Annotated in this window: 15 protein-coding genes; 3 read left to right on the plus strand and 12 right to left on the minus strand. The window is 54.3% G+C overall.

What is annotated here, in order from left to right; all coding sequences use genetic code 11:
- Positions 1 to 228 precede the first annotated feature (228 nt).
- Positions 229 to 2,973: an HTH-type transcriptional regulator MalT gene (gene malT / locus N5923_RS08400; RefSeq protein WP_267141309.1), complete on the plus strand. Its 2,745-nt coding sequence runs from the start codon at positions 229 to 231 to the stop codon at positions 2,971 to 2,973.
- An 89-nt stretch (positions 2,974 to 3,062) separates the two neighbouring features.
- Here the strand turns inward: malT and N5923_RS08405 are convergent, their stop codons facing one another.
- The 3 genes from N5923_RS08405 to glpE form a co-directional block, all read right to left on the minus strand.
- On the minus strand, positions 3,063 to 3,821 hold the full coding sequence (locus tag N5923_RS08405) for a DeoR/GlpR family transcriptional regulator (protein ID WP_267141310.1): 759 nt from the start codon (positions 3,819 to 3,821) through the stop codon (positions 3,063 to 3,065).
- Positions 3,822 to 3,844: 23 nt separating this feature from the next.
- Entirely contained in the window at positions 3,845 to 4,666 is an 822-nt protein-coding gene (gene glpG / locus N5923_RS08410) for a rhomboid family intramembrane serine protease GlpG (RefSeq protein ID WP_267141314.1), read from the minus strand.
- Between the two features lie 64 nt (positions 4,667 to 4,730).
- On the minus strand, positions 4,731 to 5,051 hold the full coding sequence (glpE, locus tag N5923_RS08415; protein WP_267141311.1) for a thiosulfate sulfurtransferase GlpE: 321 nt from the start codon (positions 5,049 to 5,051) through the stop codon (positions 4,731 to 4,733).
- 238 nt (positions 5,052 to 5,289) lie between these two features.
- Here glpE and glpD point away from each other — a divergent pair, with 238 nt between their 5' ends.
- Positions 5,290 to 6,798, plus strand: coding sequence for a glycerol-3-phosphate dehydrogenase (glpD, locus tag N5923_RS08420; RefSeq protein WP_267141312.1), 1,509 nt, complete (start codon positions 5,290 to 5,292; stop codon positions 6,796 to 6,798).
- Positions 6,799 to 6,922: 124 nt separating this feature from the next.
- Here glpD and glgP read toward each other — a convergent pair whose 3' ends face one another.
- The 6 genes from glgP to asd form a co-directional block, all read right to left on the minus strand.
- A complete protein-coding gene (glgP, locus tag N5923_RS08425; protein WP_267140694.1) occupies positions 6,923 to 9,370 on the minus strand; it encodes a glycogen phosphorylase in 2,448 nt (815 codons plus the stop codon).
- 21 nt (positions 9,371 to 9,391) lie between these two features.
- Entirely contained in the window at positions 9,392 to 10,825 is a 1,434-nt protein-coding gene (gene glgA, locus N5923_RS08430) for a glycogen synthase GlgA (RefSeq protein ID WP_267140695.1), read from the minus strand.
- Positions 10,826 to 10,890: 65 nt separating this feature from the next.
- The gene (gene glgC, locus N5923_RS08435; protein ID WP_267140696.1) at positions 10,891 to 12,183 is read right to left on the minus strand and encodes a glucose-1-phosphate adenylyltransferase; all 1,293 of its coding nucleotides are present in this window, start codon (positions 12,181 to 12,183) and stop codon (positions 10,891 to 10,893) included.
- Between the two features lie 10 nt (positions 12,184 to 12,193).
- On the minus strand, positions 12,194 to 14,182 hold the full coding sequence (gene glgX / locus N5923_RS08440; protein ID WP_267140697.1) for a glycogen debranching protein GlgX: 1,989 nt from the start codon (positions 14,180 to 14,182) through the stop codon (positions 12,194 to 12,196).
- Complete coding sequence (gene glgB, locus N5923_RS08445) at positions 14,179 to 16,362, minus strand: 1,4-alpha-glucan branching enzyme (protein ID WP_267140698.1); 2,184 nt, start codon at positions 16,360 to 16,362, stop codon at positions 14,179 to 14,181. Before glgB ends, glgX begins: the two co-directional genes overlap by 4 nt.
- Before the next feature lie 388 nt (positions 16,363 to 16,750).
- Positions 16,751 to 17,860 carry an aspartate-semialdehyde dehydrogenase gene (gene asd / locus N5923_RS08450; protein WP_267140699.1) on the minus strand — a complete coding sequence of 370 codons (1,110 nt, stop codon included), beginning with the start codon at positions 17,858 to 17,860 and terminating at the stop codon, positions 16,751 to 16,753.
- Between the two features lie 280 nt (positions 17,861 to 18,140).
- Between asd and N5923_RS08455 the strand changes: the two genes are divergently transcribed.
- On the plus strand, positions 18,141 to 18,734 hold the full coding sequence (locus N5923_RS08455) for a YhgN family NAAT transporter (protein WP_267140700.1): 594 nt from the start codon (positions 18,141 to 18,143) through the stop codon (positions 18,732 to 18,734).
- Positions 18,735 to 18,787: 53 nt separating this feature from the next.
- On the opposite strand, the gene N5923_RS08460 is transcribed toward N5923_RS08455, so the two are convergent.
- From N5923_RS08460 to gntK, 3 genes are all read right to left on the minus strand, one after another.
- Entirely contained in the window at positions 18,788 to 19,534 is a 747-nt protein-coding gene (locus N5923_RS08460; RefSeq protein WP_267140701.1) for a tRNA-dependent cyclodipeptide synthase, read from the minus strand.
- Between the two features lie 172 nt (positions 19,535 to 19,706).
- Positions 19,707 to 21,047, minus strand: a complete 1,341-nt coding sequence (gene gntU, locus N5923_RS08465; RefSeq protein WP_267140702.1) for a gluconate transporter — start codon at positions 21,045 to 21,047, stop codon at positions 19,707 to 19,709.
- 5 nt (positions 21,048 to 21,052) lie between these two features.
- Complete coding sequence (gntK, locus tag N5923_RS08470; RefSeq protein ID WP_267140703.1) at positions 21,053 to 21,589, minus strand: gluconokinase; 537 nt, start codon at positions 21,587 to 21,589, stop codon at positions 21,053 to 21,055.
- Positions 21,590 to 21,644: the final 55 nt, after the last annotated feature.

Here is a 21,644-nt window from a genome sequence, read left to right on the forward strand (position 1 = left end):
CACGTTAAGGAAGTGTGATGAGGTGCAACATAATGAATTCTCATCAGGATCTGACCTTGCATTAGTGGTGCATCTGACTAAATGTATTTAATTACACGCCCTAAAATAATTCTGTTTATTTCGATCCATGTCATTTTTAGCCGGGTATTTCCTGTTGCAGCAAGGCGGCAATCTTACGCACCTGCAACTGGCAAGATGAAGGCTAAATCACACAGTGAAGTGTAAGCCATGCTAATACCATCGAAACTCAGCCGCCCATCGCGGCTTCAGAACATCATTGTTCGGGAACGTTTGATTGCAAGGCTCACGAACATTAATCTCTATCGGCTGGCGCTGGTAACCAGCCCGGCTGGCTATGGCAAAACTACGCTGGTGGCGCAATGGGCCAGCAGTCAGGATAATCTCGGCTGGTTCTCACTGGACGAAAGTGATAACTATCCTGAGCGCTTTGCCAGCTACTTTATGGCTGCTATTCAGCAGGCCAGCGGTGGCTACTGCCTGCGCAGCGAAGCGATGGTGCAGAAGCGTCAATACGCCAATCTCAGCGCCCTGTTCTCCCAGCTGTTTGTTGAGCTGTCAGAGTGGAACCGTCCGCTGTCGCTGGTGATTGATGACTACCATCTGCTGACCAACAACGCCATTCATCAGGCGATGCGCTTCTTTATCCGCCATCAGCCGGACAATCTGACGCTGGTGATCCTGTCGCGCAACCTGCCTTCGCTGGGCATTGCCAATCTGCGGGTGCGCGATCAGCTGCTGGAAATTAACAGTCAGTCGCTGGCATTTACCCATGACGAAGCAAAACAGTTTTTTGACTGCCGCCTGCAACAGCCGATCGACGCCAGTCACTCGCAGCGCCTGTGCGATGAAGTGGCCGGGTGGGCGACCGCGCTGCAACTGATCGTGTTGTCAGAACGCCAGTCCAATACGCCAACCCATCAGGCGGCACAGCGTCTGGCCGGGATCAATGCCAGCCATCTGGCCGATTATCTGGTCGATGAGGTGCTCGACTGCGTCGATGATGTCACGCGTAATTTCCTGCTGCGCAGCTCGGTGCTGCGTTCAATGAATGACGCGCTGATTTCACGCATCACCGGTGAAGAGAATGGCCAGCAACGTCTGGAAGAGACCGAGCGTCAGGGGCTGTTTCTGCAGCGGATGGATGACAGCGGCCAGTGGTTTAATTTCCATCCGCTGTTTGCCAGCTTCCTGCGTCAACGTTGTCAGTGGGAACTGGGCAGCGATCTGCATCAGCTGCATCACGCCGCAGCGGAAGGCTGGATGGCGCAGGGTTTTGCCGGTGAGGCGATTCACCATGCACTGGCCGCGCAGGATAAGCTGCTGTTGCGCGATATTTTGCTGCGTCACGCCTGGTCGCTGTTTAATCACAGCGAGCTGGCGCTGCTGGAAGAGGGGCTGAAAGCGCTGCCGTGGCAGCTATTGGTGCAAAACCCACGACTGATTCTGTTGCAGGCCTGGCTGGCGCAGAGCCAGCACCGCTATAGCGAAGTCAATCTGCTGCTGGCACGCGCTGAGCAGGAGATGGCGATGCAACAGGTGGCGATTGATGCCGGGCTGAGCGCTGAGTTTGATGCGCTGCGTGCGCAGGTGGCAATCAATGCCGGTAAACCTGATGAGGCGGAGCAGCTGGCCAATCAGGCGCTGAAGATCCTGCCGATAGCCAACTATTACAGCCGTATTGTCGCCACCTCGGTCAAAGGTGAAGTGCTGCACTGCAAGGGGGAACTTAGCCAGGCGCTGGCGATGATGCAGCAAACCGATCAGATGGCGCGCCAGCATGATATCTGCCACTACGTGCTCTGGGCGCTGTTGCAGCAAAGCGAGATCCTGATAGCGCAGGGTTATCTGCAAACCGCGTGGGAAACCCAGCAGAAAGCGTTTGAGCTGATTGCCGCCGAGGGGCTGGAGCAGCTGCCGATGCATGAGTTTTTGCTGCGCATTCGCTCACAGCTGCTCTGGTCGTGGTCACATCTCGATGAAGCGGAAGCGGCGGCGCGTAAGGGGCTGGAGGTACTGGCTAACTTCCAGCCGCAGCAGCAGCTGCAGTGTCTGGCAATGCTGGCGAAATGCGCGCTGGCGCGCGGTGATATGGATAACGCCCGCCGCCATCTCAATCGCTGCGAAAACTTACTGAGTAACGGCCAGTATCACAGCGACTGGGTCACTAACGCGGATAAACCACGGGTGATTTACTGGCAGATGACCGGCGATAAAGTGGCGGCGGCCAACTGGCTGCGTCTGACACCAAAACCGGCGGATGCCGATAACCACTTTCTGCAAGGCCAGTGGCGTAATATCGCGCGCGCGCAAATTCTGCTGGGGCAATATGATGAAGCGGAGGTGGTGCTGGATGAGCTTAATGAAAATGCGCGCCGCCTGCGCTTAATCAGCGATCTTAATCGCAATCTGCTACTCAGCAACGCCCTTTACTGGCAGACCGACCGTAAAAGTGAGGCGCAGAAAGCGCTGATTGAGTCGCTGACGCTGGCGAATCGCACCGGCTTTGTCAGCCATTTTGTTATCGAAGGTGAAGCGATGGCGCAGCAGCTGCGTCAGCTGCTGCAACTGAATTCGCTGCCGGAAATGGAACAGCGTCGTGGTCAGCGTATTCTGCGCGATATCAATCAGCATCACCGGCATAAATTCGCTCATTTCGATGAAACCTTTGTCACCCGTCTGCTGACCCATCCGCAGGTGCCGGAACTGATTCGCACCAGTCCGTTAACCCAGCGCGAATGGCAGGTGCTGGGACTGATTTACTCCGGTTACAGCAACGATCAAATCGCCGGGGAGCTGGATGTGGCGCCAACCACCATTAAAACCCATATCCGTAATCTGTATCAGAAGCTCGGCGTGCTGCACCGTCAGGAAGCGGTACAGCAGGCGCAGCAGCTGCTGCATTTAATGGGGCTGGGTGTCAATATGGCCGGCGAGAACGCCGCACCGACATAAAAGACAACATAACCCGTAGGGGCGGCGTTCTCGCCGCCCGTCACAATGATTTCCACGATACATAATGACGGCGTTCCCGCCGCCCGCTATCAGCACAGTTCCAGATGTACCTCATGCTGCTCAATCACTTTCATCACACCCGGCGGTGGCGGCTCGTCGGTATAGAGCTGATCCACCAGGCTCATATTGCCGAGATTGACCATCGCATTCCGCCCGAACTTCGAGTGGTCCGCCACCAGGATCACACAGCGTGAGTTCTCAATAATCGCGCGCTTGGTACGCACCTCATGATAGTCAAACTCCAGCAGCGAGCCATCCATATCAATACCGCTGATGCCGAGAATGCCGTAATCAAGACGAAACTGGGAGATAAAATCGAGGGTCGCTTCCCCCATAATGCCACCATCGCGGGTGCGCACTTCCCCCCCCGCCAGAATCAGCCGAAAGTCGGGTTTCGACATCAGTAGCATGGCGACATTCAGATTATTGGTCACCACCCGCAGATTACTGTGATTCAGCAGCGCATGCGCCACCGCTTCCGGCGTGGTGCCGATATCAATAAACAGCGTGGCGCCATCGGGGATCTGGCTGGCTACGCGCTGGGCGATACGCGCCTTTTCCGCCGACCACATCATCTTACGGTCCTGCCAGGCAGTATTTTCCGAGCTGGAAGGCAGCGCCGCGCCACCATGATGGCGCTGTATTTTATTCTGATCGGCCAGATCGTTCAGATCACGGCGGATAGTTTGCGGGCTGACATCGAAATGTTCCACCAGCTCTTCGGTACTGACATACCCCTGACGACGGACCAGATCAATAATGGCGTCATGACGTTGCGTTTGCTTCACGAAAGTCTCCGAAGATTATGCATTTATTTGCGTACCTGCCGTGTATCGACCAGCGCCATCGCCAGCCCGACCAGCAGGCCGGTAACGTGTGCCGCATTGGCAATCGCTAAACCAAAGGCGCCAAAGTAACCGATAACCAGCCACAGAATAGCGAAAGCCATCAGGCCGCGCTCAAGGAAAATGCCACTGTCGGGATCGCGCTCGCCACGCAGCCATGCATATCCCATCAGGGCATACACCACGCCCGATAAGCCGCCAAACCACACACCGCTGTACTTCGCCTGCATCCAGCCACTGAGCAGCGCAGAAATCAGCGTTATCACCACCAGCTTGCCGCTGCCAAGACGCTTCTCCACCGCACCGCCGAGATACCACCACCACATCACATTAAACACGATATGCAGCAGCGAGAAGTGCAGCAGCGCATGGCTGAACCAGCGCCACAGCTGGAAATATTGCCCTTCATCCGCTGGCCACGCCAGCCAGGACATCACGGTGCGATCGCCAACCAGCTGCATCAGAATATAAATCGCCACACAGGCAATCATCACCGTCATGGTCAGCGGGCCAGCGCGCTCACGGATATTGGCCAGAATCGAGCTGTGCTGGTAGCGCAGACCGCTGGAGGTATTACCCGATTCCCAGCTGGCGGCAAGATAACGCGGATGCGTTGGATCACGAACAAATTGCTGAAGTTCGTTTTCGACCAGCTCCGCTTTCGCTTCATCATCCAGCAGCAGCGTATAAGTCTCGCCTGACTCAATGCGCAGGGTTACGCCGCGCGTCGCCATATAATCCACAAAGGCCTGAGCCAGACGCGGATTGTTAAAATGAGTAATACGCATCATATCGGGTATCAGTCCCTGAACTTATCTGTATTAAGCGCCTTTCGGCAATTGATCGGCGCGTTTATGCCTCAACCTGCTGCGGGAACGCCGCGTGCCAGGCCTCAAAACCGCCATCGACGCTGTAAACCTGATCGAACCCCTGGGTAAGCAGATACTGCGCCGCGCTTTTACTGCTGATGCCGTGATAGCACATCACCAGTAACGGCGTGGCGGCATCGGTCTGCTGTAGCAGTGTTCCCAGTGAATCATTGGTGAGATGGAAAGCGCCAGTGGTATGCGCGACAGCGAAGCTTTGCGGATCGCGGATATCAACCAGTAATGCGTTGCCTTGTGCCAGACGCTGTTCGGCCTGCTGCACGCTGATACATTCAAATTGTTCCATGAGAGTTTCCAGTCAATAACCTTACTAATGGGCATATTGTAGCCTGAAGCGGGTCAGTAATAACCTGAATAAGACCAAGGTTAATGCCGTTTTATGTCGCAAATTATGTTACCTGCATCACGCATAAATGTTTTTATTCCGTTAACACTGGCATCAATGTTGGTTTCCGATTAATATAATGCTCGAAAACGAACATAATTGAACTATTACGAACATCGCGAACATCGGAGGAGATGACGTGGAAACCAAAGACTTGATCGTAATCGGCGGCGGCATCAACGGTGCCGGTATTGCAGTCGATGCTGCAGGACGCGGACTATCTGTGCTCATGCTGGAAGCGCAAGATTTGGCCTGCGCGACCTCTTCCGCCAGCTCTAAATTAATCCACGGTGGCCTGCGCTACCTGGAACACTACGAATTCCGCCTGGTCAGCGAAGCGCTGGCCGAACGCGAGGTGCTGTTAAAAATGGCGCCGCATATTGCTTTCCCGATGCGCTTTCGTCTGCCGCACCGTCCGCACCTGCGTCCGGCGTGGATGATTCGTGTCGGTCTGTTTATGTACGATCACCTCGGCAAGCGCACCAGCTTACCCGGCAGTAAAGGTTTGCGTTTTGGCGCAGATTCGGTACTTAAACCTGAGATCACGCGCGGTTTCGAATACTCAGACTGCTGGGTCGACGATGCGCGCCTGGTTGTGCTGAATGCGCAGGAAGTGGTGAAACGTGGTGGTGAAGTGCGCACCCGCACCCGCGTAACCCGCGCATGGCGCGAAAACGGCCTGTGGATGGTGGAAGCTGAAGATGTTGATAGCGGCAAAACCTTTACCTGGCGCGCCAAAGGTCTGGTTAATGCCACCGGCCCATGGGTTAAGCAGCTGTTTGATGATGGTCTGAAGCTGAAATCACCGTACGGTATCCGTCTGATCAAAGGCAGCCATATTGTGGTGCCACGCGTTCATACCCAGAAGCAGGCTTACATTCTGCAGAACGAAGATAACCGTATTGTCTTTGTGATTCCGTGGATGGATGAGTTCTCAATCATCGGCACCACCGACGTCGAATACAAAGGCGATCCGAAGAACGTTAAGATTGAAGACAGCGAGATCGATTATCTGCTGAAAGTGTTTAACGCGCACTTTAAGAAAGACCTGGCACGTAATGATATCGTCTGGACTTACTCCGGTGTGCGTCCGCTGTGCGATGATGAATCCGATTCACCGCAGGCTATCACCCGCGATTACACGCTGGATGTCCGCGATGATGAAGGCCAGGCGCCACTGCTGTCAGTATTCGGCGGCAAGCTGACCACCTATCGTAAGCTGGCTGAGCATGCGCTGGAGAAACTGGCGAAGTACTACCCTGACGCCGGTGCGGCCTGGACGCGCGAATGTGTGCTGCCAGGCGGCGATATCGCCGGTGGCCGTGAAGATTACGCCGCCAGCCTGCGTCGTCGTTACAGCTTTATCAGCGAAGGTATGGCGCGTCATTTCGCCCGCACCTACGGCAGCAACACTGAGCTGTTCCTGAAAGAGGCCACCAGCCTGGAAGATTTAGGCGAGAACTTCGGTCACGAATTCTATGAAGCCGAGTTGCGCTACCTGGTACAGCACGAATGGGTACGAGAACTGGATGATGCAATCTGGCGTCGTACCAAGCAGGGTATGTGGCTGGATGAAGAGCAGCAGGCGCGCATAAGCGAATGGCTGGCAACACATCTGAAAAAACCGGCGTTATCGCTGGCGTCATAATCCTCGCAACGGGCGGCGAGAACGCCGCCCCTACGTTCAATTGATGTAGGGGCGGCGTTCTCGCCGCCCATGTTACGGATTTGCACCGAATGTAATGACGGCGTTCTCGCCGCCCTTTTTAGATCTACAACCTTATCGGCGAAATATGCCAAATCTCATCGGCATACTCCTGAATGGTACGGTCCGACGAGAAGTAGCCCATATTAGCGATATTAAATGCCGCACGGCGCTGCCACTCTTCCGGATGACGGTACAACTCATCCACCCGATCCTGGGTATCCACATAGCTACGATAGTCGGCCAGCAGCTGATAGTGATCGCCAAGATTAACCAGTGAATCAAACAGGTTGCGATAGCGACCCGGCTCCTGCGGACTAAACAGCCCGGTGGCAATCTGCGTCAGTGCCTGGCGCAGTTCAGGATCGTCATCATAATACTGGTGCGAGTTATAGCCTTTACGTCTCAGCTCCTCCACCTGCGGCGTGGTGTTGCCGAAGATAAAGATATTCTCCTCGCCCACATGCTCAAGCATCTCAACGTTGGCACCGTCCAGCGTACCTATAGTCAGTGCGCCGTTGAGGGCAAATTTCATATTACTGGTGCCGGAAGCCTCGGTGCCCGCCAGTGAAATCTGCTCGGAGAGATCCGCCGCCGGAATAATAATCTGCGCCAGACTGACGCCGTAGTTGGGAATAAACACCACCTTCAGTTTATTCTTCACCTGCGGATCGGCATTAATCACCTTCGCTACATCATTGATTAAATGAATAATATGCTTCGCCATATAGTAAGCCGAGGCGGCTTTACCAGCGAAAATATTGACGCGCGGCACCCAGTCAGCGGTCGGATCGGCCTTGATGCGGTTATAGCGGGTAATAATATGCAGCACATTGAGTAGCTGACGTTTGTACTCATGAATACGTTTTATCTGCACGTCAAACAGCGCGTGCGGTTCCAGCACGATATCCAGATTTTTCGCTACCCACTCCGCCAGCCGCTTTTTATTCGCCAGCTTGGCGTCGGTGATATCCTGGATAAAAGCCGGATAATCAATATGCGGTTTAATCTCATTCAGTTCGCTGAGATCGGTACGCCAGGTACGACCAATCGCCTCATCCAGCACATTGGACAGCGGCGGATTCGCCAGCGCCAGCCAGCGACGCGGCGTCACACCGTTGGTTTTATTGCAGAAACGTCCAGGGAACAGCCGCGCGAAATCGGCAAACAGCGATTGCACCATCAGATTGGAGTGCAGCTCGGAAACGCCATTAACCTTATGACTGACCACTACCGCCAGCCACGCCATGCGAATCTGCCGTCCATTGTTTTCATCAATAATTGAGATGCGCGACAGCAGCTCCCAGTCATCCGGGTAGTGCTCCTGAATGGTTTTCAGGAAGTAGTCATTGATATCAAAAATAATCTGCAGGTTACGCGGCAAAATTTTGCCAATCATATCCACCGGCCAGGTTTCCAGCGCCTCACTCATCAGCGTGTGGTTGGTGTAGGAGAACACCTGGCAGGTCACTTCAAAGGCATCATCCCAGCTAAACTTATGTTCGTCGATCAGCAGTCGCATCAGCTCGGGGATCGCCAGCACCGGGTGAGTATCATTAAGATGGATGGCGATCTTGTCGGACAAATTGTCAAAGGTATGGTGCATGGTCCAGTGACGATTCAGAATGTCCTGCACCGTGGCCGATACCAGGAAATACTCCTGACGCAGGCGTAGTTCGCGGCCTGAATAGGTTGAGTCATCGGGATAGAGCACGCGCGACACGTTTTCCGAGTGGTTTTTATCTTCCACCGCGGCAAAGTAATCGCCCTGGTTAAATTTACCGAGGTTGATTTCATTACTCGCCTGCGCGCCCCACAGGCGTAAAGTATTGGTGGCATCAGTATCGTAACCGGGAATAATCTGGTCGTAAGCGGTGGCCAGCACCTCTTCAGTTTCGACCCAGCGCGCCCTGCTGCCTTCATGCTGGATACGGCCGCCGAAGCGCACCTTGTAACGGGTGTTAAAGCGCTGAAATTCCCATGGGTTGCCATACTCCAGCCAGTAGTCCGGTGACTCTGCCTGGCGGCCATCAATAATATTCTGTTTAAACATGCCGTAGTCGTAACGGATACCGTAACCGCGGCCCGGCAATCCCAGCGTCGCCAGCGAATCCAGGAAACAGGCGGCAAGACGGCCTAAACCCCCGTTGCCTAAACCAGGATCATTCTCCTCTTCCATCAGCTCAGCAAGGTCAAAGCCCATCTCTTCCAGTGCGCGGTTAATATCATCATAGATACCCATCGCCAGCAGCGCATTGGAGAGCGTACGCCCGACCAGAAACTCCATTGACAGGTAATAGACCTGTCGCACATCCTGTGACAGCTGGGCACGATTGGAGCGCAGCCAGCGCTCCACCATGCGGTCGCGCACCGCCAGCAGCGTGGCGTTCAGCCACTCATGCTTATTTGCCACCGACGGATCTTTACCCAGCGTAAACATCAGCTTATAGGCAATTGAGTTTTTTAATGCTTCCACACTTAGCGTGGGTGAGGCGTAGGAGAATGGTGCGTTCATATCAAGTATCCCATTTTCTGGTTACAGCAAGCGTTGATAAAGATCGCGGTAGGCAAGGGCCGCCACCTGCCAGCTAAAATCCATCCCCATCGCCTGACGCTGAACAAAACGCCAAAGTGAAGGACGGGACCACAACACAAATGCACGCCGGATCGCTCTCAGCAACGACCAGGCATTACTGTCTTCGAAGGTAAAACCACTGGCGATGCCATCCGCCAGGTTCTCCAGGGAACTGTCATTGACCGTATCGGCTAAACCGCCGGTACGGCGTACCAGCGGCAATGTGCCATATTTCAGGCCATATAATTGTGTCAGACCGCAAGGTTCGAAACGGCTTGGCACCAGAATCACATCAGCGCCACCGATAATGCGGTGCGAGAAAGCTTCATGATAGCCAATCTGTACGCCGACCTGGCCCGGATGCTCAGCCGCTGCCGCGAGGAAACCCTGCTGCAACACTGCATCACCGGCGCCCAGCAGCACCAGCTGTCCACCCTGCTCCAGCAGGCCTGGCAACGCTTCCAGCACCAGGTCCAGTCCTTTCTGTTTGGTTAAGCGACTGACCACCGCAAATACCGGCACTTTGTCATCGACTTTTAAGCCCATCGTCACCTGTAGCTGGCGCTTGTTCTCCGCTTTGGCTTCCAGCACATCGCGGTTGTAGCGCGAACCAAGCAACAGGTCTTGCGCCGGATCCCAAATCGCCGGGTCGACACCATTCAGAATGCCGCTCAGCCGTCCTTCGCGCAATCTTTGCTCAAGCAGCGACTCCATACCATAACCAAACTCCGGCTGGGTGATCTCACGGGCATAGGTCGGGCTGACCGCAGTAATATGATCGGCATAAAACAGGCCGGCCTTCAGATAAGAGATCTGCCCATAAAACTCCAGCCCGTGCATATCAAAAAACGCCCGCGGCAGCTCAATCTGATCGATATGATGGGCGGCGAACAGCCCCTGATAGGCCAGGTTGTGCACGGTAAATACCGATTTCGCCGGACGTCCGCGCGCCGCCAGATAAGCGCAGGTAAGGCCGGCATGCCAGTCATGGGCATGGACAATATCCGGACGCCACCAGGTATCGAGTCCGCAGGCCAGCTCACAGCCAATCCAGCCCAGCAGAGCAAAACGTAAGTGATTATCGGTATACGAAAATTGTGACTCATCGTGATAGGGGCTGCCGGGTCGATCGTACAGACCCGGCGCTTCAATCAGATAAATACCGACACCGTTAAAATGACCAAAATGCAGGCGAACAAAACCGGCAAAGGTTTGAAGCTCAGCGACCACTTCCGTGTTGGTGATCCCCTTTCGCAAGTCGGGAAACATCGGTAATAACACCCGGGTATCCGTGCCCTCTGCAATCTGCGCTGCTGGTAATGCCCCTACAACATCCGCTAAACCCCCGGTTTTAAGCAGCGGAAAAAGTTCTGAACAGACATGTAAAACCTGCATTCTGGGCTCCTTAAACTATGCTCTGACGCATTCCTCTGCATCGATAGCAATGATCATTTCGTCCGTCAGCCAGCAGCCTTAGCCAGTTTGGCCAACATTGCTCGCGTAACCAGTACGATCCCCTCTTCTGAACGATAAAACCGGCGGCTGTCTTCATCCGGATTCTCGCCAACCACCATCCCTTCCGGGAGGACGCAGGCGCGATCGATAACACAGCGACGCAGACGGCATGAGCGTCCTATCACCACGTCCGGAAGCAGCACGGAGGAATCAATATTGCAGAATGAATTAATACGCACTCGCGGGAACAGCACCGAGTGCACAACTACCGAACCGGAGATAATACAGCCCCCGGACACCAGCGAGTTCATGGTCATACCGTGACTGCCGGAACGGTCCTGAACAAATTTCGCCGGTGGCAATTGCTCCATCTGGGTACGTATCGGCCATTCGGTGTCATACATATCCAGCTCTGGCGTTACCGAGGCCAAATCCAGATTGGCGCGCCAGTAAGCTTCTAAAGTACCGACATCACGCCAGTACGGCGGTGAATCGTCGTCGCTCTGCACACAGGAGAGATTGAAGGAGTGTGCAAAAGCTTCGCCGCTGGCGACGATTTTCGGCAACAGATCTTTGCCAAAATCGTGGCTGGAATCCGGCACTTGCAGGTCCTCCTCCAGCAGCTGATAGAGGAAATCGGCGTTAAAAACGTAAATTCCCATGCTGGCCAGCGACTGCGTATCATCGCCCGGCATCGCCGGTGGCTGTTTCGGCTTCTCAACAAAATCGATCACTTTGTTTTCGTTATCCACCGCCATTACGCCAAAAGCGCTGGCTTCGGCAATCGGCACCGGAATACAGGCAATGGTGCATCTGGCATCATTGGCCACGTGATCCAGCAGCATGCGCGAGTAATCCATTTTATAAATATGGTCACCGGCAAGGATCACGATGTATTGCGCGTGATAACGACGAATAATATCGAGGTTCTGCGTCACCGCATCGGCGGTGCCGCGGTACCAGCTCTCGGTGGAGAAACGCTGCTGGGCCGGAAGCAGATCGACAAATTCGTTCATCTCCTCATTAAAAAACGACCAGCCACGCTGGATATGCTGCACCAGAGTGTGGGATTGATACTGGGTAATCACACCAATGCGGCGGATACCGGAGTTGATACAGTTGGAGAGGGCAAAGTCGATAATGCGAAATTTACCGCCAAAGTGCACCGCAGGTTTGGCGCGTTTGGCGGTGAGATCCCGCAGGCGCGTACCGCGTCCGCCAGCAAGGATCAGGGCTACAGTTTGCGTCGGCAATTGTCTTGCCAACATAAGATGATCTGCTCTTTCTAATTTGACCATGTCTGACTCCTTATGCTTGCTTTTGGAACACGCTCACGCCATGCGCGGGCCCATGCCAGACAGTTGAGAGGATCGGGTTATCATCCCCGGCAAAAGGAGGAATGGCGACCCATTCCCCAGCTGGTAGTGCGATGTCGCTCACGTCTTCAGTGGCGTTTATTGTTATTAACCAACGGCCGGAGAGCAGGATCTGCAATCTGTGCATCCCCTGCCCCCACTCTTCACTGCTCAGTGGCTGGCCGTTAGCGTTAAGCCACTGCACGTTGCTGTCGCCCTCCTGCCACCATTGATCCTGGTGCAGCGCCGGGATCAGGCGTCGCAGATGGATCAGCGCGGCAGTAAAGTCGAACAGACCGCTATCGTTATGCTGCCAGTCCAGCCAGGTAAGCTGATTGTCCTGACAGTAAGCATTGTTGTTGCCATGCTGGCTGTGACCATGTTCGTCACCGGCCAGCAGCATCGGCGTGCCCTGCGCCAGCAGCAGCGTGGTCAGCAGAGCGTGAACGCTGCGGCGGCGGCGCTCGACAATATTCAGCGAAACTTTCAGCCCTTCACTGCCGTGGTTATGGCTGAAGTTATTGTTGCTGCCGTCGTTGTTATCTTCGCCGTTAGCTTCGTTATGCTTGCGTTCAAAGCTCACCACATCACGCAGCGTAAAGCCGTCATGGGCGGTGATCAGATTGATGCTGGCCGATGGCGGACGGCCTGCATGCTGGAAAACATCACTGGAGGCGGCAAAGCGACGGGCAAAGTCACCGTTGCTGATGCCGCCATGCAGCCAGAAACGGCGCATAGTGTCGCGGAAATGGTCGTTCCATTCGGCAAACGGCGGCGGGAAGTTGCCGACCTGATAGCCGCCGGGGCCGATATCCCAGGGTTCGGCGATCAGCTTGACCTGCGACAGCAGCGGATCGGCGTTGATCGCCGCAAATATTGCCGCCTGCGGGTGGTAGTCCGGCGTGCGGCCCAGCACGGTGGCGAGATCGAAGCGGAAACCATCCACATGACACACTTCAACCCAGTAACGCAGGCAGTCCAGCGTCCACTGCATCACTGCGGGATGGCTGAGATTGAGGGTGTTACCGCAACCGGTCCAGTTGTGGTACTCACCCTGCTCGTTAAGCCAGTAGTAACTTTTGTTATCGATGCCGCGCTGCGACAGCGTTGGCCCGACTTCCGGCTCCAGCTCGGCGGTATGGTTAAACACCACATCGAGGATCACTTCGATACCCGCGCGGTGCAGGGCTTTCACCGCCTGCTGGAACTCATTGAGCGGATGCAGCTGATCGAGACCAGATGCATAACGCCCGTCGAGGGCATAAGGCGCCAGCGGGTTGTAACCCCAGTAGTTGCTCAGCCCGAGGCGCAGCAGGCGCGGTTCGCTGGCGAAGCTGGCGATCGGCAGCAGTTCCAGCGCGGTAATGCCCAGCCGCTGAAAATAGTCGATCATCGCCGGATGGCCGAGCGCCGCATAGGTGCCGCGGATCTCCGGCGGAATCGCGGGATGCAGTTTGGTTAAACCCCGCACATGGGCTTCATAGATCACCGTTGAACCCCAGGGCACGCGCGGCGCAATATCGTCATCCCAGTCAAAATCATCTGCCACCACCACGCTTTTCGGTGCGATGGCGGCGGTATCTTCCCGATTGATCTGCTGCTCGCCGCAAAGAAAACGCGGATCGTCTGTTACTTCGCCGATCACCTCACGGGCGCAGGGATCGACCAGCAGCTTTGCCGGATTAAACCGGTGCCCCTGCTGCGGCTGCCAGGGGCCATGCACCCGGTAACCGTACAGCTGACCAGCCTTAATCGCTGGCAGATAGCCATGCCAGATATCCCCACTGCGCGCAGGCAGGTCATAACGCGTCTCCCTGCCCTGCGCATCAAACAGGCACAGCTCCACCCGTTCCGCATGTTGCGAGAACAGCGCGAAGTTAACCCCTTTACCATCGTAAGAGGCGCCCGTCGGGGTCGGCTGACCCAGCTGCATTAAACTCATGCACCCTCCCTTATCAGCCATAACGTCGACAGCGGCGGGATGGTCAGACTCAGTGAATGCGCGCGCTGGTGGCTGGCAACCGGCTGGCTATGCAGTAAGCCATTTGTCAGGTTACTACCGTGATAATGACCGGCATCGGTATTGAGGATTTCACGCCAGCTGCCTGGCTGATTAATGCCAAAGCGATAGTCGTGACGCGGCACCGGGGTAAAGTTGGCGACCACAATCACCTCATTGCCCTCGAGATCGCGGCGGATAAACGCAAACACCGAGTTTTCGTGATCGTCGACCACCAGCCATTCAAAGCCATTACCGTCGAAATCCAGCTGATGCATCGGCTTATGATGGCGATAGGTCAGATTCAGGTCACGCACCAGACGCTGCACGCCGTTATGCCAGTTGTCCTCGCCTTCCAGCAGATGCCAGTCGAGGCTGGTGTCATGGTTCCACTCCCGGCCCTGGGCAAATTCATTGCCCATAAACAGCAGTTTTTTGCCGGGGAAGCCCCACATCCAGCCATAGTAGGCGCGCAGGTTGGCAAATTTCTGCCACGCATCGCCCGGCATACGGTCGAGAATTGAGCGCTTACCGTGCACCACCTCGTCATGAGACAGCGGCAGCACAAAGTTTTCGGTGTAGTTATACAGCAGGCCGAAGGTCATCAGATTATGGTGATAACGGCGATGCACCGGGTCGAGCTTCATATAGTCGAGGGTGTCGTGCATCCAGCCGAGATTCCATTTAAACCAGAAACCAAGACCGCCACTTTCCGGCGGGCGCGACACGCCCGGATAGTCAGTGGACTCTTCAGCGATGGTAATCGAGCCTGGCGCCGCATGCCCCAGCGTACGATTGGTATAACGCAGAAAAGAGATCGCTTCGAGATTTTCGCGGCCACCATAAGCATTCGGGATCCACTCCCCTGTGCGACGGCTGTAATCGCGATAAATCATCGATGCCACCGCATCGACGCGTAAGCCATCAATGCCAAAGCGTTCCATCCAGTAGAGTGCATTGCCCGCGAGGAAGTTACTCACCTCACGCCGGCCAAAGTTATAGATCAGCGTATTCCAGTCCTGGTGATAGCCCTCACGCGGATCGCCATGCTCATACAGCTGGGTACCGTCGAAGTTTGCCAGCCCGAATTCATCGGACGGGAAATGGCCGGGCACCCAGTCGAGCAGCACATTCAGTCCGGCATCATGAGCGGCGGCAATAAAGTCGCGGAAATCATCGCGGGTGCCGAAACGGCGAGTGGGCGCATACATACCCAACGGCTGATAGCCCCAGCTGCCGTCAAACGGATGCTCGTTAATCGGCATCAGTTCGATATGGGTAAAGCCCATCTCTTTGACATAAGGAACCAGCTGCTCCGCCAGCTCTTTATAGCTCAGCCAGAAGTGGTTATCGGTATGGCGACGCCAGGAACCCAGATGCACTTCATAAATCGAGATCGGCGCATCGAAGGCATTCGCCGCCTTACGCTCCGGTGCCATCTCCACTTTTGGCGGCAGGCTGCAAATCATTGAGGCGGTTTCTGGCCGCATCTGCGCTTCGAAAGCATAAGGGTCGGCTTTCAGTCGTAGCTGTCCGTGCAGATCAATAATTTCAAACTTATACATCTGACCGGGCCGCGCCGCCGGTACAAACAGCTCCCACATACCGCTTTCACGGCGAAAGCGCATTGGATGACGGCGGCCATCCCAGTAGTTAAATTCACCCACTACTGATACCCGCTGCGCATTCGGCGCCCACACCGAGAAACGGGTGCCGGTGACGCCATCAATCACATCCGCATGGGCGCCCAGCGTTTCGTAAGGGCGCAGGTGAGTGCCCTCCGACAACAGCCAGCTATCCAGCTCGGCCAGCAGCGGGCCAAAGCGGTAGGCGTCATCAATCAGGTTCTGTTCGCCATGCCAGATCACCGCCAGCTGATAGCGGAAAGGATTTTTACGCCGTGGAACCACCGCACTGAAAAAGCCGCGGGAATCGAGGCATTTAAGCTGAACACATTGACGTCCGGTGCTGGTTTCAATCACCCAGACTTCGGAGGCATCGGGCAGTAAAGCGCGAACTTCCAGCCCGGCCTCGGTCTGGTGCATACCAAGCAGTGCGAAAGGATCGGCATAATGGCCGGCAATAATTGCATTGATCGCCTGGCGATCGGGTAGCTCTGACATGACTTTCTTCCTGTGACATTTGGCAGGCAAATCGATTAATGCCGGGCATTGCTCGAAAGCTGCTCTTCATTGAGCCATCAGCACGCAGGTATGGAGGGCACATCCATCCGCTGGACAAGAAACCAGTACCACGCGCAAATTCAATTCAGTTGGGAAAGCAAACAGCCAAAAATCAGGACATCTGATACAAGCATAGCTAAGGCCAACCGTTAGCCTTGCAGAATGCATAAATAAATTTTTGTCAGTGCTAAAAAGGGGAAGTGGATCACCAGAAGGGCTATTTTGGTGCAGCATCACAGGTCAGATGCGCTGCAGTAACATTTATTTCCTCACTAACAGCTTAAAAGTATTGGCTTCGGGCCTGGAAACACCAGGCCCGATAACGGTATCAATCCACCAGCAAACGCAGCATGCGACGCAGCGGTTCCGCCGCGCCCCACAACAGCTGATCACCGACGGTGAATGCTGAAAGATAATCTGGTCCCATATTCAGCTTACGCAGACGGCCAACCGGGGTGCTCAGCGTACCGGTTACCGCTGCCGGGGTCAGTTCGCGCATGGTGATCTCACGATCGTTTGGCACCACTTTCACCCAGTCGTTATGCGCTGCCAGCAGCTGTTCGATCTCCGCCAGCGGCACATCTTTTTTCAGTTTCAGGGTAAATGCCTGGCTGTGACAGCGCAGCGCACCGACGCGCACGCACAGGCCGTCAACCGGGATAGTCTGCGCGGGTTGCAGAATTTTGTTGGTTTCCGCCTGGCCTTTCCACTCTTCGCGACTCTGGCCGTTTTCCAGCTGTTTGTCGATCCATGGGATCAGGCTACCCGCCAGCGGCACGCCAAAATTATCCACTGGCAGCGCGCCAGCACGGCTCAGTTCAGTGACTTTACGTTCGATATCCAGAATGGCGGAAGAGGGGTTGTTCAGCTCGCTGGCGACATGACCATGCAGCATACCCATCTGTGACAGCAGTTCACGCATATGACGCGCGCCACCGCCGGAAGCGGCCTGGTAGGTGGCAACCGAGGCCCACTCCACCAAATCGTTGGCAAACAGGCCGCCGAGCGACATCAGCATCAGGCTCACGGTACAGTTACCGCCGACAAAGGTTTTAATCCCTTTATCAAGGCCGTTGCCGATAACATGATGGTTAACCGGGTCGAGAATAATAATCGCATCATCTTTCATGCGCAGCGTAGACGCGGCGTCAATCCAGAAACCCTGCCAGCCGCTGGCACGCAGCTTAGGATAGACTTCACTGGTATAATCGCCGCCCTGGCAGGTAATAATGATATCCAGTGCTTTCAGCGCATCGATATCAAACGCATCCTGCAACTTGCCAGCAGACTTACCGGCAAACTCGGGTGCAGCCTGTCCATGCTGCGAAGTGGAGAAGAACACCGGACGGATCACGTCAAAATCGCGCTCTTCGATCATACGCTGCATCAATACTGACCCGACCATACCGCGCCAGCCTACCAGTCCTACATTTTTCATTATTACACCTGCTTCAGGCTATCTTACTTGCCATTTTACCGCCCGGCAGTGCTCGCAATCCTCACGTACTTTAAGTACGCTCCGGTTGCTGCGCGCTGGCGGGCGGAAAACTGGCTGCGCCGATGACGCCTGATTTGTTAGAGTTAAAAACAAAGTAGATATTGCTACCACCTTACAAAATGCAGCAAAACTGGCAAGTGAATTAATTCGATGGTTAGCTGTTTTTCAGCAATGCGGCTTATAACCGGTACTCATGACGCCGGAAAAGAGAACAATAACGATGACTGAGATGATCTCCGCAACAATATTATTGTTGCTTATTATGGATCCGCTGGGCAATTTACCGATTTTTATGTCGGTTCTGAAGCATCTGGAGCCGAAACGTCGACGAGTGGTGCTGATTCGCGAACTACTGATCGCGCTGGGCATCATGCTGCTGTTTCTGTTTGCTGGCGAAAAAATTCTGACTTTCCTCAACCTGCGTACCGAAACGGTGTCGATTTCAGGCGGCATTATTCTGTTCCTGATTGCCATCAAAATGATTTTCCCCTCACATGAAACCAGCAGTACCGGCTTATCGGCGGGTGAAGAGCCGTTTCTGGTGCCGTTAGCCATTCCTCTGGTCGCCGGGCCATCGCTGCTGGCAACCCTGATGTTGCTGTCGCACCAGTATCCAAACCAGATGGGTTACCTGGTGATTGCGCTGATGATCGCCTGGGGACTGACGGTGGTGATCCTGCTGCTCTCCGGCCTGTTTTTACGCCTGCTGGGCGATAAAGGGGTGAATGCACTGGAGCGTCTGATGGGATTGATTTTGATTATGCTGGCAACGCAGATGTTTTTAGATGGAATACGCGCTTATCTGAAGATCTGACCGCTGGGCGGCGAAGACGCCGCCCCTGTAAAAGATCATCTACTGGCCTGCCATTAGCGCCCTTTTAGCCTTAACGACACAAATTTCACCTGTTCCAGATCCGTTGAGACGCCCGGAAACTTGCCTTCGGCGATATCGGCAAGTGAGCTGAATGTTCCCGGATAAACCATAACATCGATTCCCTCCCTCGCCAGACAGGCAAATATCGCGAACTCCTCCAGAAAATAGTCCGCAGAACGCCTTATTCTTGCTGATAACTCAGATGGATTTAAATCCTGCCAGTTTTTCTCATGGTATTTACGACTAAATAACGCTATTGAAGCTCTGAAATCAGGCGACTTTGCAAAATAATCATCAATTTCCAATCTTATTCTATTATAATCTTTATGTTTTTGGATTTCTGAGCAGGTAATAAATTCGCATTTTACTTTATGTTGAAAGCGATAAATAAGCTGCTCATTTTCTGCGATAAACTTCTGGCCAAGTTTTAGCCCATGCGCCAGAGCCTGATCAGGCGGCATGCCTTTCGTCGCTTCCAGCGTTATTCGGTGAATACTATCACCGACAAGAATTTTACATGATACAAAGCGTTTTGCTATCCACTCAAGCATGGCGGATAAGCGATTATTTTCAAAGTTCTTGTTTTCAAGGCTGACACCAAGAAAACAGATATGACGGGAAGCACCCCCCGAAACAATGCTCTCTCTCAGATGTGCGGGAAATACTTGTGCGGTTGAGGCCCGATAACGAGTCCCGGTTAAACCATTTGCTGTTAATAAACTGGAAGATGCAATTTCCATATCAATCCTCATTATATAAATGAAAATTCCTGCGTTATTCTCCTTACGTCGTTATGCTAATCAATATCGCTGGAAAATACACTCGGTTTTTTAAACCAACGATCATTTGAGCGTTATTTAATTACTGATGTATTCAATAATCAGGGGGGCTATTTTAGCCCCCGCCAGTTAATTAAGATAATAATTCAAAAGCAATCATACCGACTACTGCGCCAACGGTGCCGAGAATAGTTTCCATCAGCGTCCAGGTTTTCAGCGTCTGCGCTTCGCTGGCGCCAGTAAAGCGACCAAACAGCCAAAAACCGGCGTCATTGACGTGGCTTAACACAATCGACCCCCCGGCAATACAGATCGACAGTGCGGCCATCTGCGCGCCAGAGTAGTGCAATACTTCAATCACCGGCATGATCAGCCCGACGGTGGTCAGACAGGCCACGGTGGCCGAACCCTGAATGACACGCACTGCCGCCGACAGAATAAAGCACGCCAGTGCAATCGGCAGACCCGCCCCGGTCAGGGCATTGCCCAGCGCCGGACCTACGCCGGAATCGACCAGCACCTGCTTAAATACGCCACCGGCGCCAATCACCAGCAGAATAATCCCCGCCGGTTGCAGCGCACTGCCGCAGATCTCCATCACCCGCTCTTTATCCATTCCCTGACGATACGCCAGGCCATAAATCGCCACCAGACAGGCCAGCAGAATGGCGGTAAACGGATGGCCGATAAACTCCAGCCACTGATACAGCGTACTGCCTTCGGTGGTAAAGCGCGCGCCGATGGTTTTTAGTCCCACCAGCACCAGCGGAAACAGGATTAGCGACAGGCTGAAGCCAAATGACGGTAATTTGCTGCTGTCATACTCCGGCTGGGAAACATCCGCCGGCACGCGAAACTCCACGTAGCGACTGATAAAGTTACCAAACAGCGGACCGGCAATAATCATGCTGGGGATTGCAGCGCACAGACCAAGCAGGATCATCCAGCCAAAATCAACATGCATCTGCGATGCCAGCAGCATTGGCGCCGGCCCCGGCAGCAGAAACGCCGCCGCCGCCGCGACTCCGGCAAATAGCGGGATCACCAGCTTGACCAGATTGTCATTAGTACGGCGCGCCACCGCAAAGGCGATACTGATTAACAGTACAATCGCCACTTCAAAAAACAGCGGCAGCGCGCAAATCAGACCGGCGATGCCCATCGCATAGTGCGCACGGTTTTCGCCAAAGGCTTTCAGCATGCGAATCGCTATCTGATCGACCGCACCGGTTTCATGCAGAATTTTACCGAACATCGCGCCCAGCGCGACCACTATGGCAAGAAAACCAAGGGTGCCGCCCATGCCTTTTTGCATGGTGTCGGCAATTTTATCGAGTGGCATGCCGGAGAAAATACCGGCACCTATGGAGACTAACATCAGCGCCACAAAGGCGTGCATGCGGGCTTTCATCACAAGAAACAGCAGCAGTAATACCGAACCTGCGGCGGTCAGAACCAGTGTTGCGGTACTCATTAAAGCTAATCCTTTTTGATCGCACCTTCGATCGTAGCGACGGTGGCGGCAACAACCTCTTCCAGCGAATGATTAATATCAACCACTAACACGTCCGGCTCATCGGCGCCCGGCTCTTCCAGCGTGGCAAATTGCGTAACCAGCATTTGCGGCTTAAAGAAGTGGCCTTTACGTGCTTTCAGGCGTGATTCGATGGTTTCGAAGTCACCCTGCAGGTAGATAAATGACAGGTTGTCGTTGTCCTGGCGCAGAATGTCGCGATAGCTTTTTTTCAGGGCTGAGCAGACGATAATTGAGACGTCATTGGTGCGCTGCATGGCAAACGCAGCATCGTTGAGCGATTGCAGCCACGGGCGGCGGTCGTCATCGTTCAGCGCATGGCCTTCAGCCATTTTCTCGATATTGGCGCGCGGATGCAGGAAGTCGCCATCAAGGAAGGCGCTTTTTAGCTGGTAGGAAACCTGGTTGGCAACAGCGGATTTACCGCTACCAGATACGCCCATCAGGATAAATACATGATGCGACGAGGAATTTTTATTCATTGTTTTAACTCCGGCAGATGATGATACGCATGTTACCGATAACAAATACGTATGC

This window comes from Winslowiella arboricola (assembly GCF_025527015.1).
Classification (GTDB): domain Bacteria; phylum Pseudomonadota; class Gammaproteobacteria; order Enterobacterales; family Enterobacteriaceae; genus Erwinia; species Erwinia arboricola.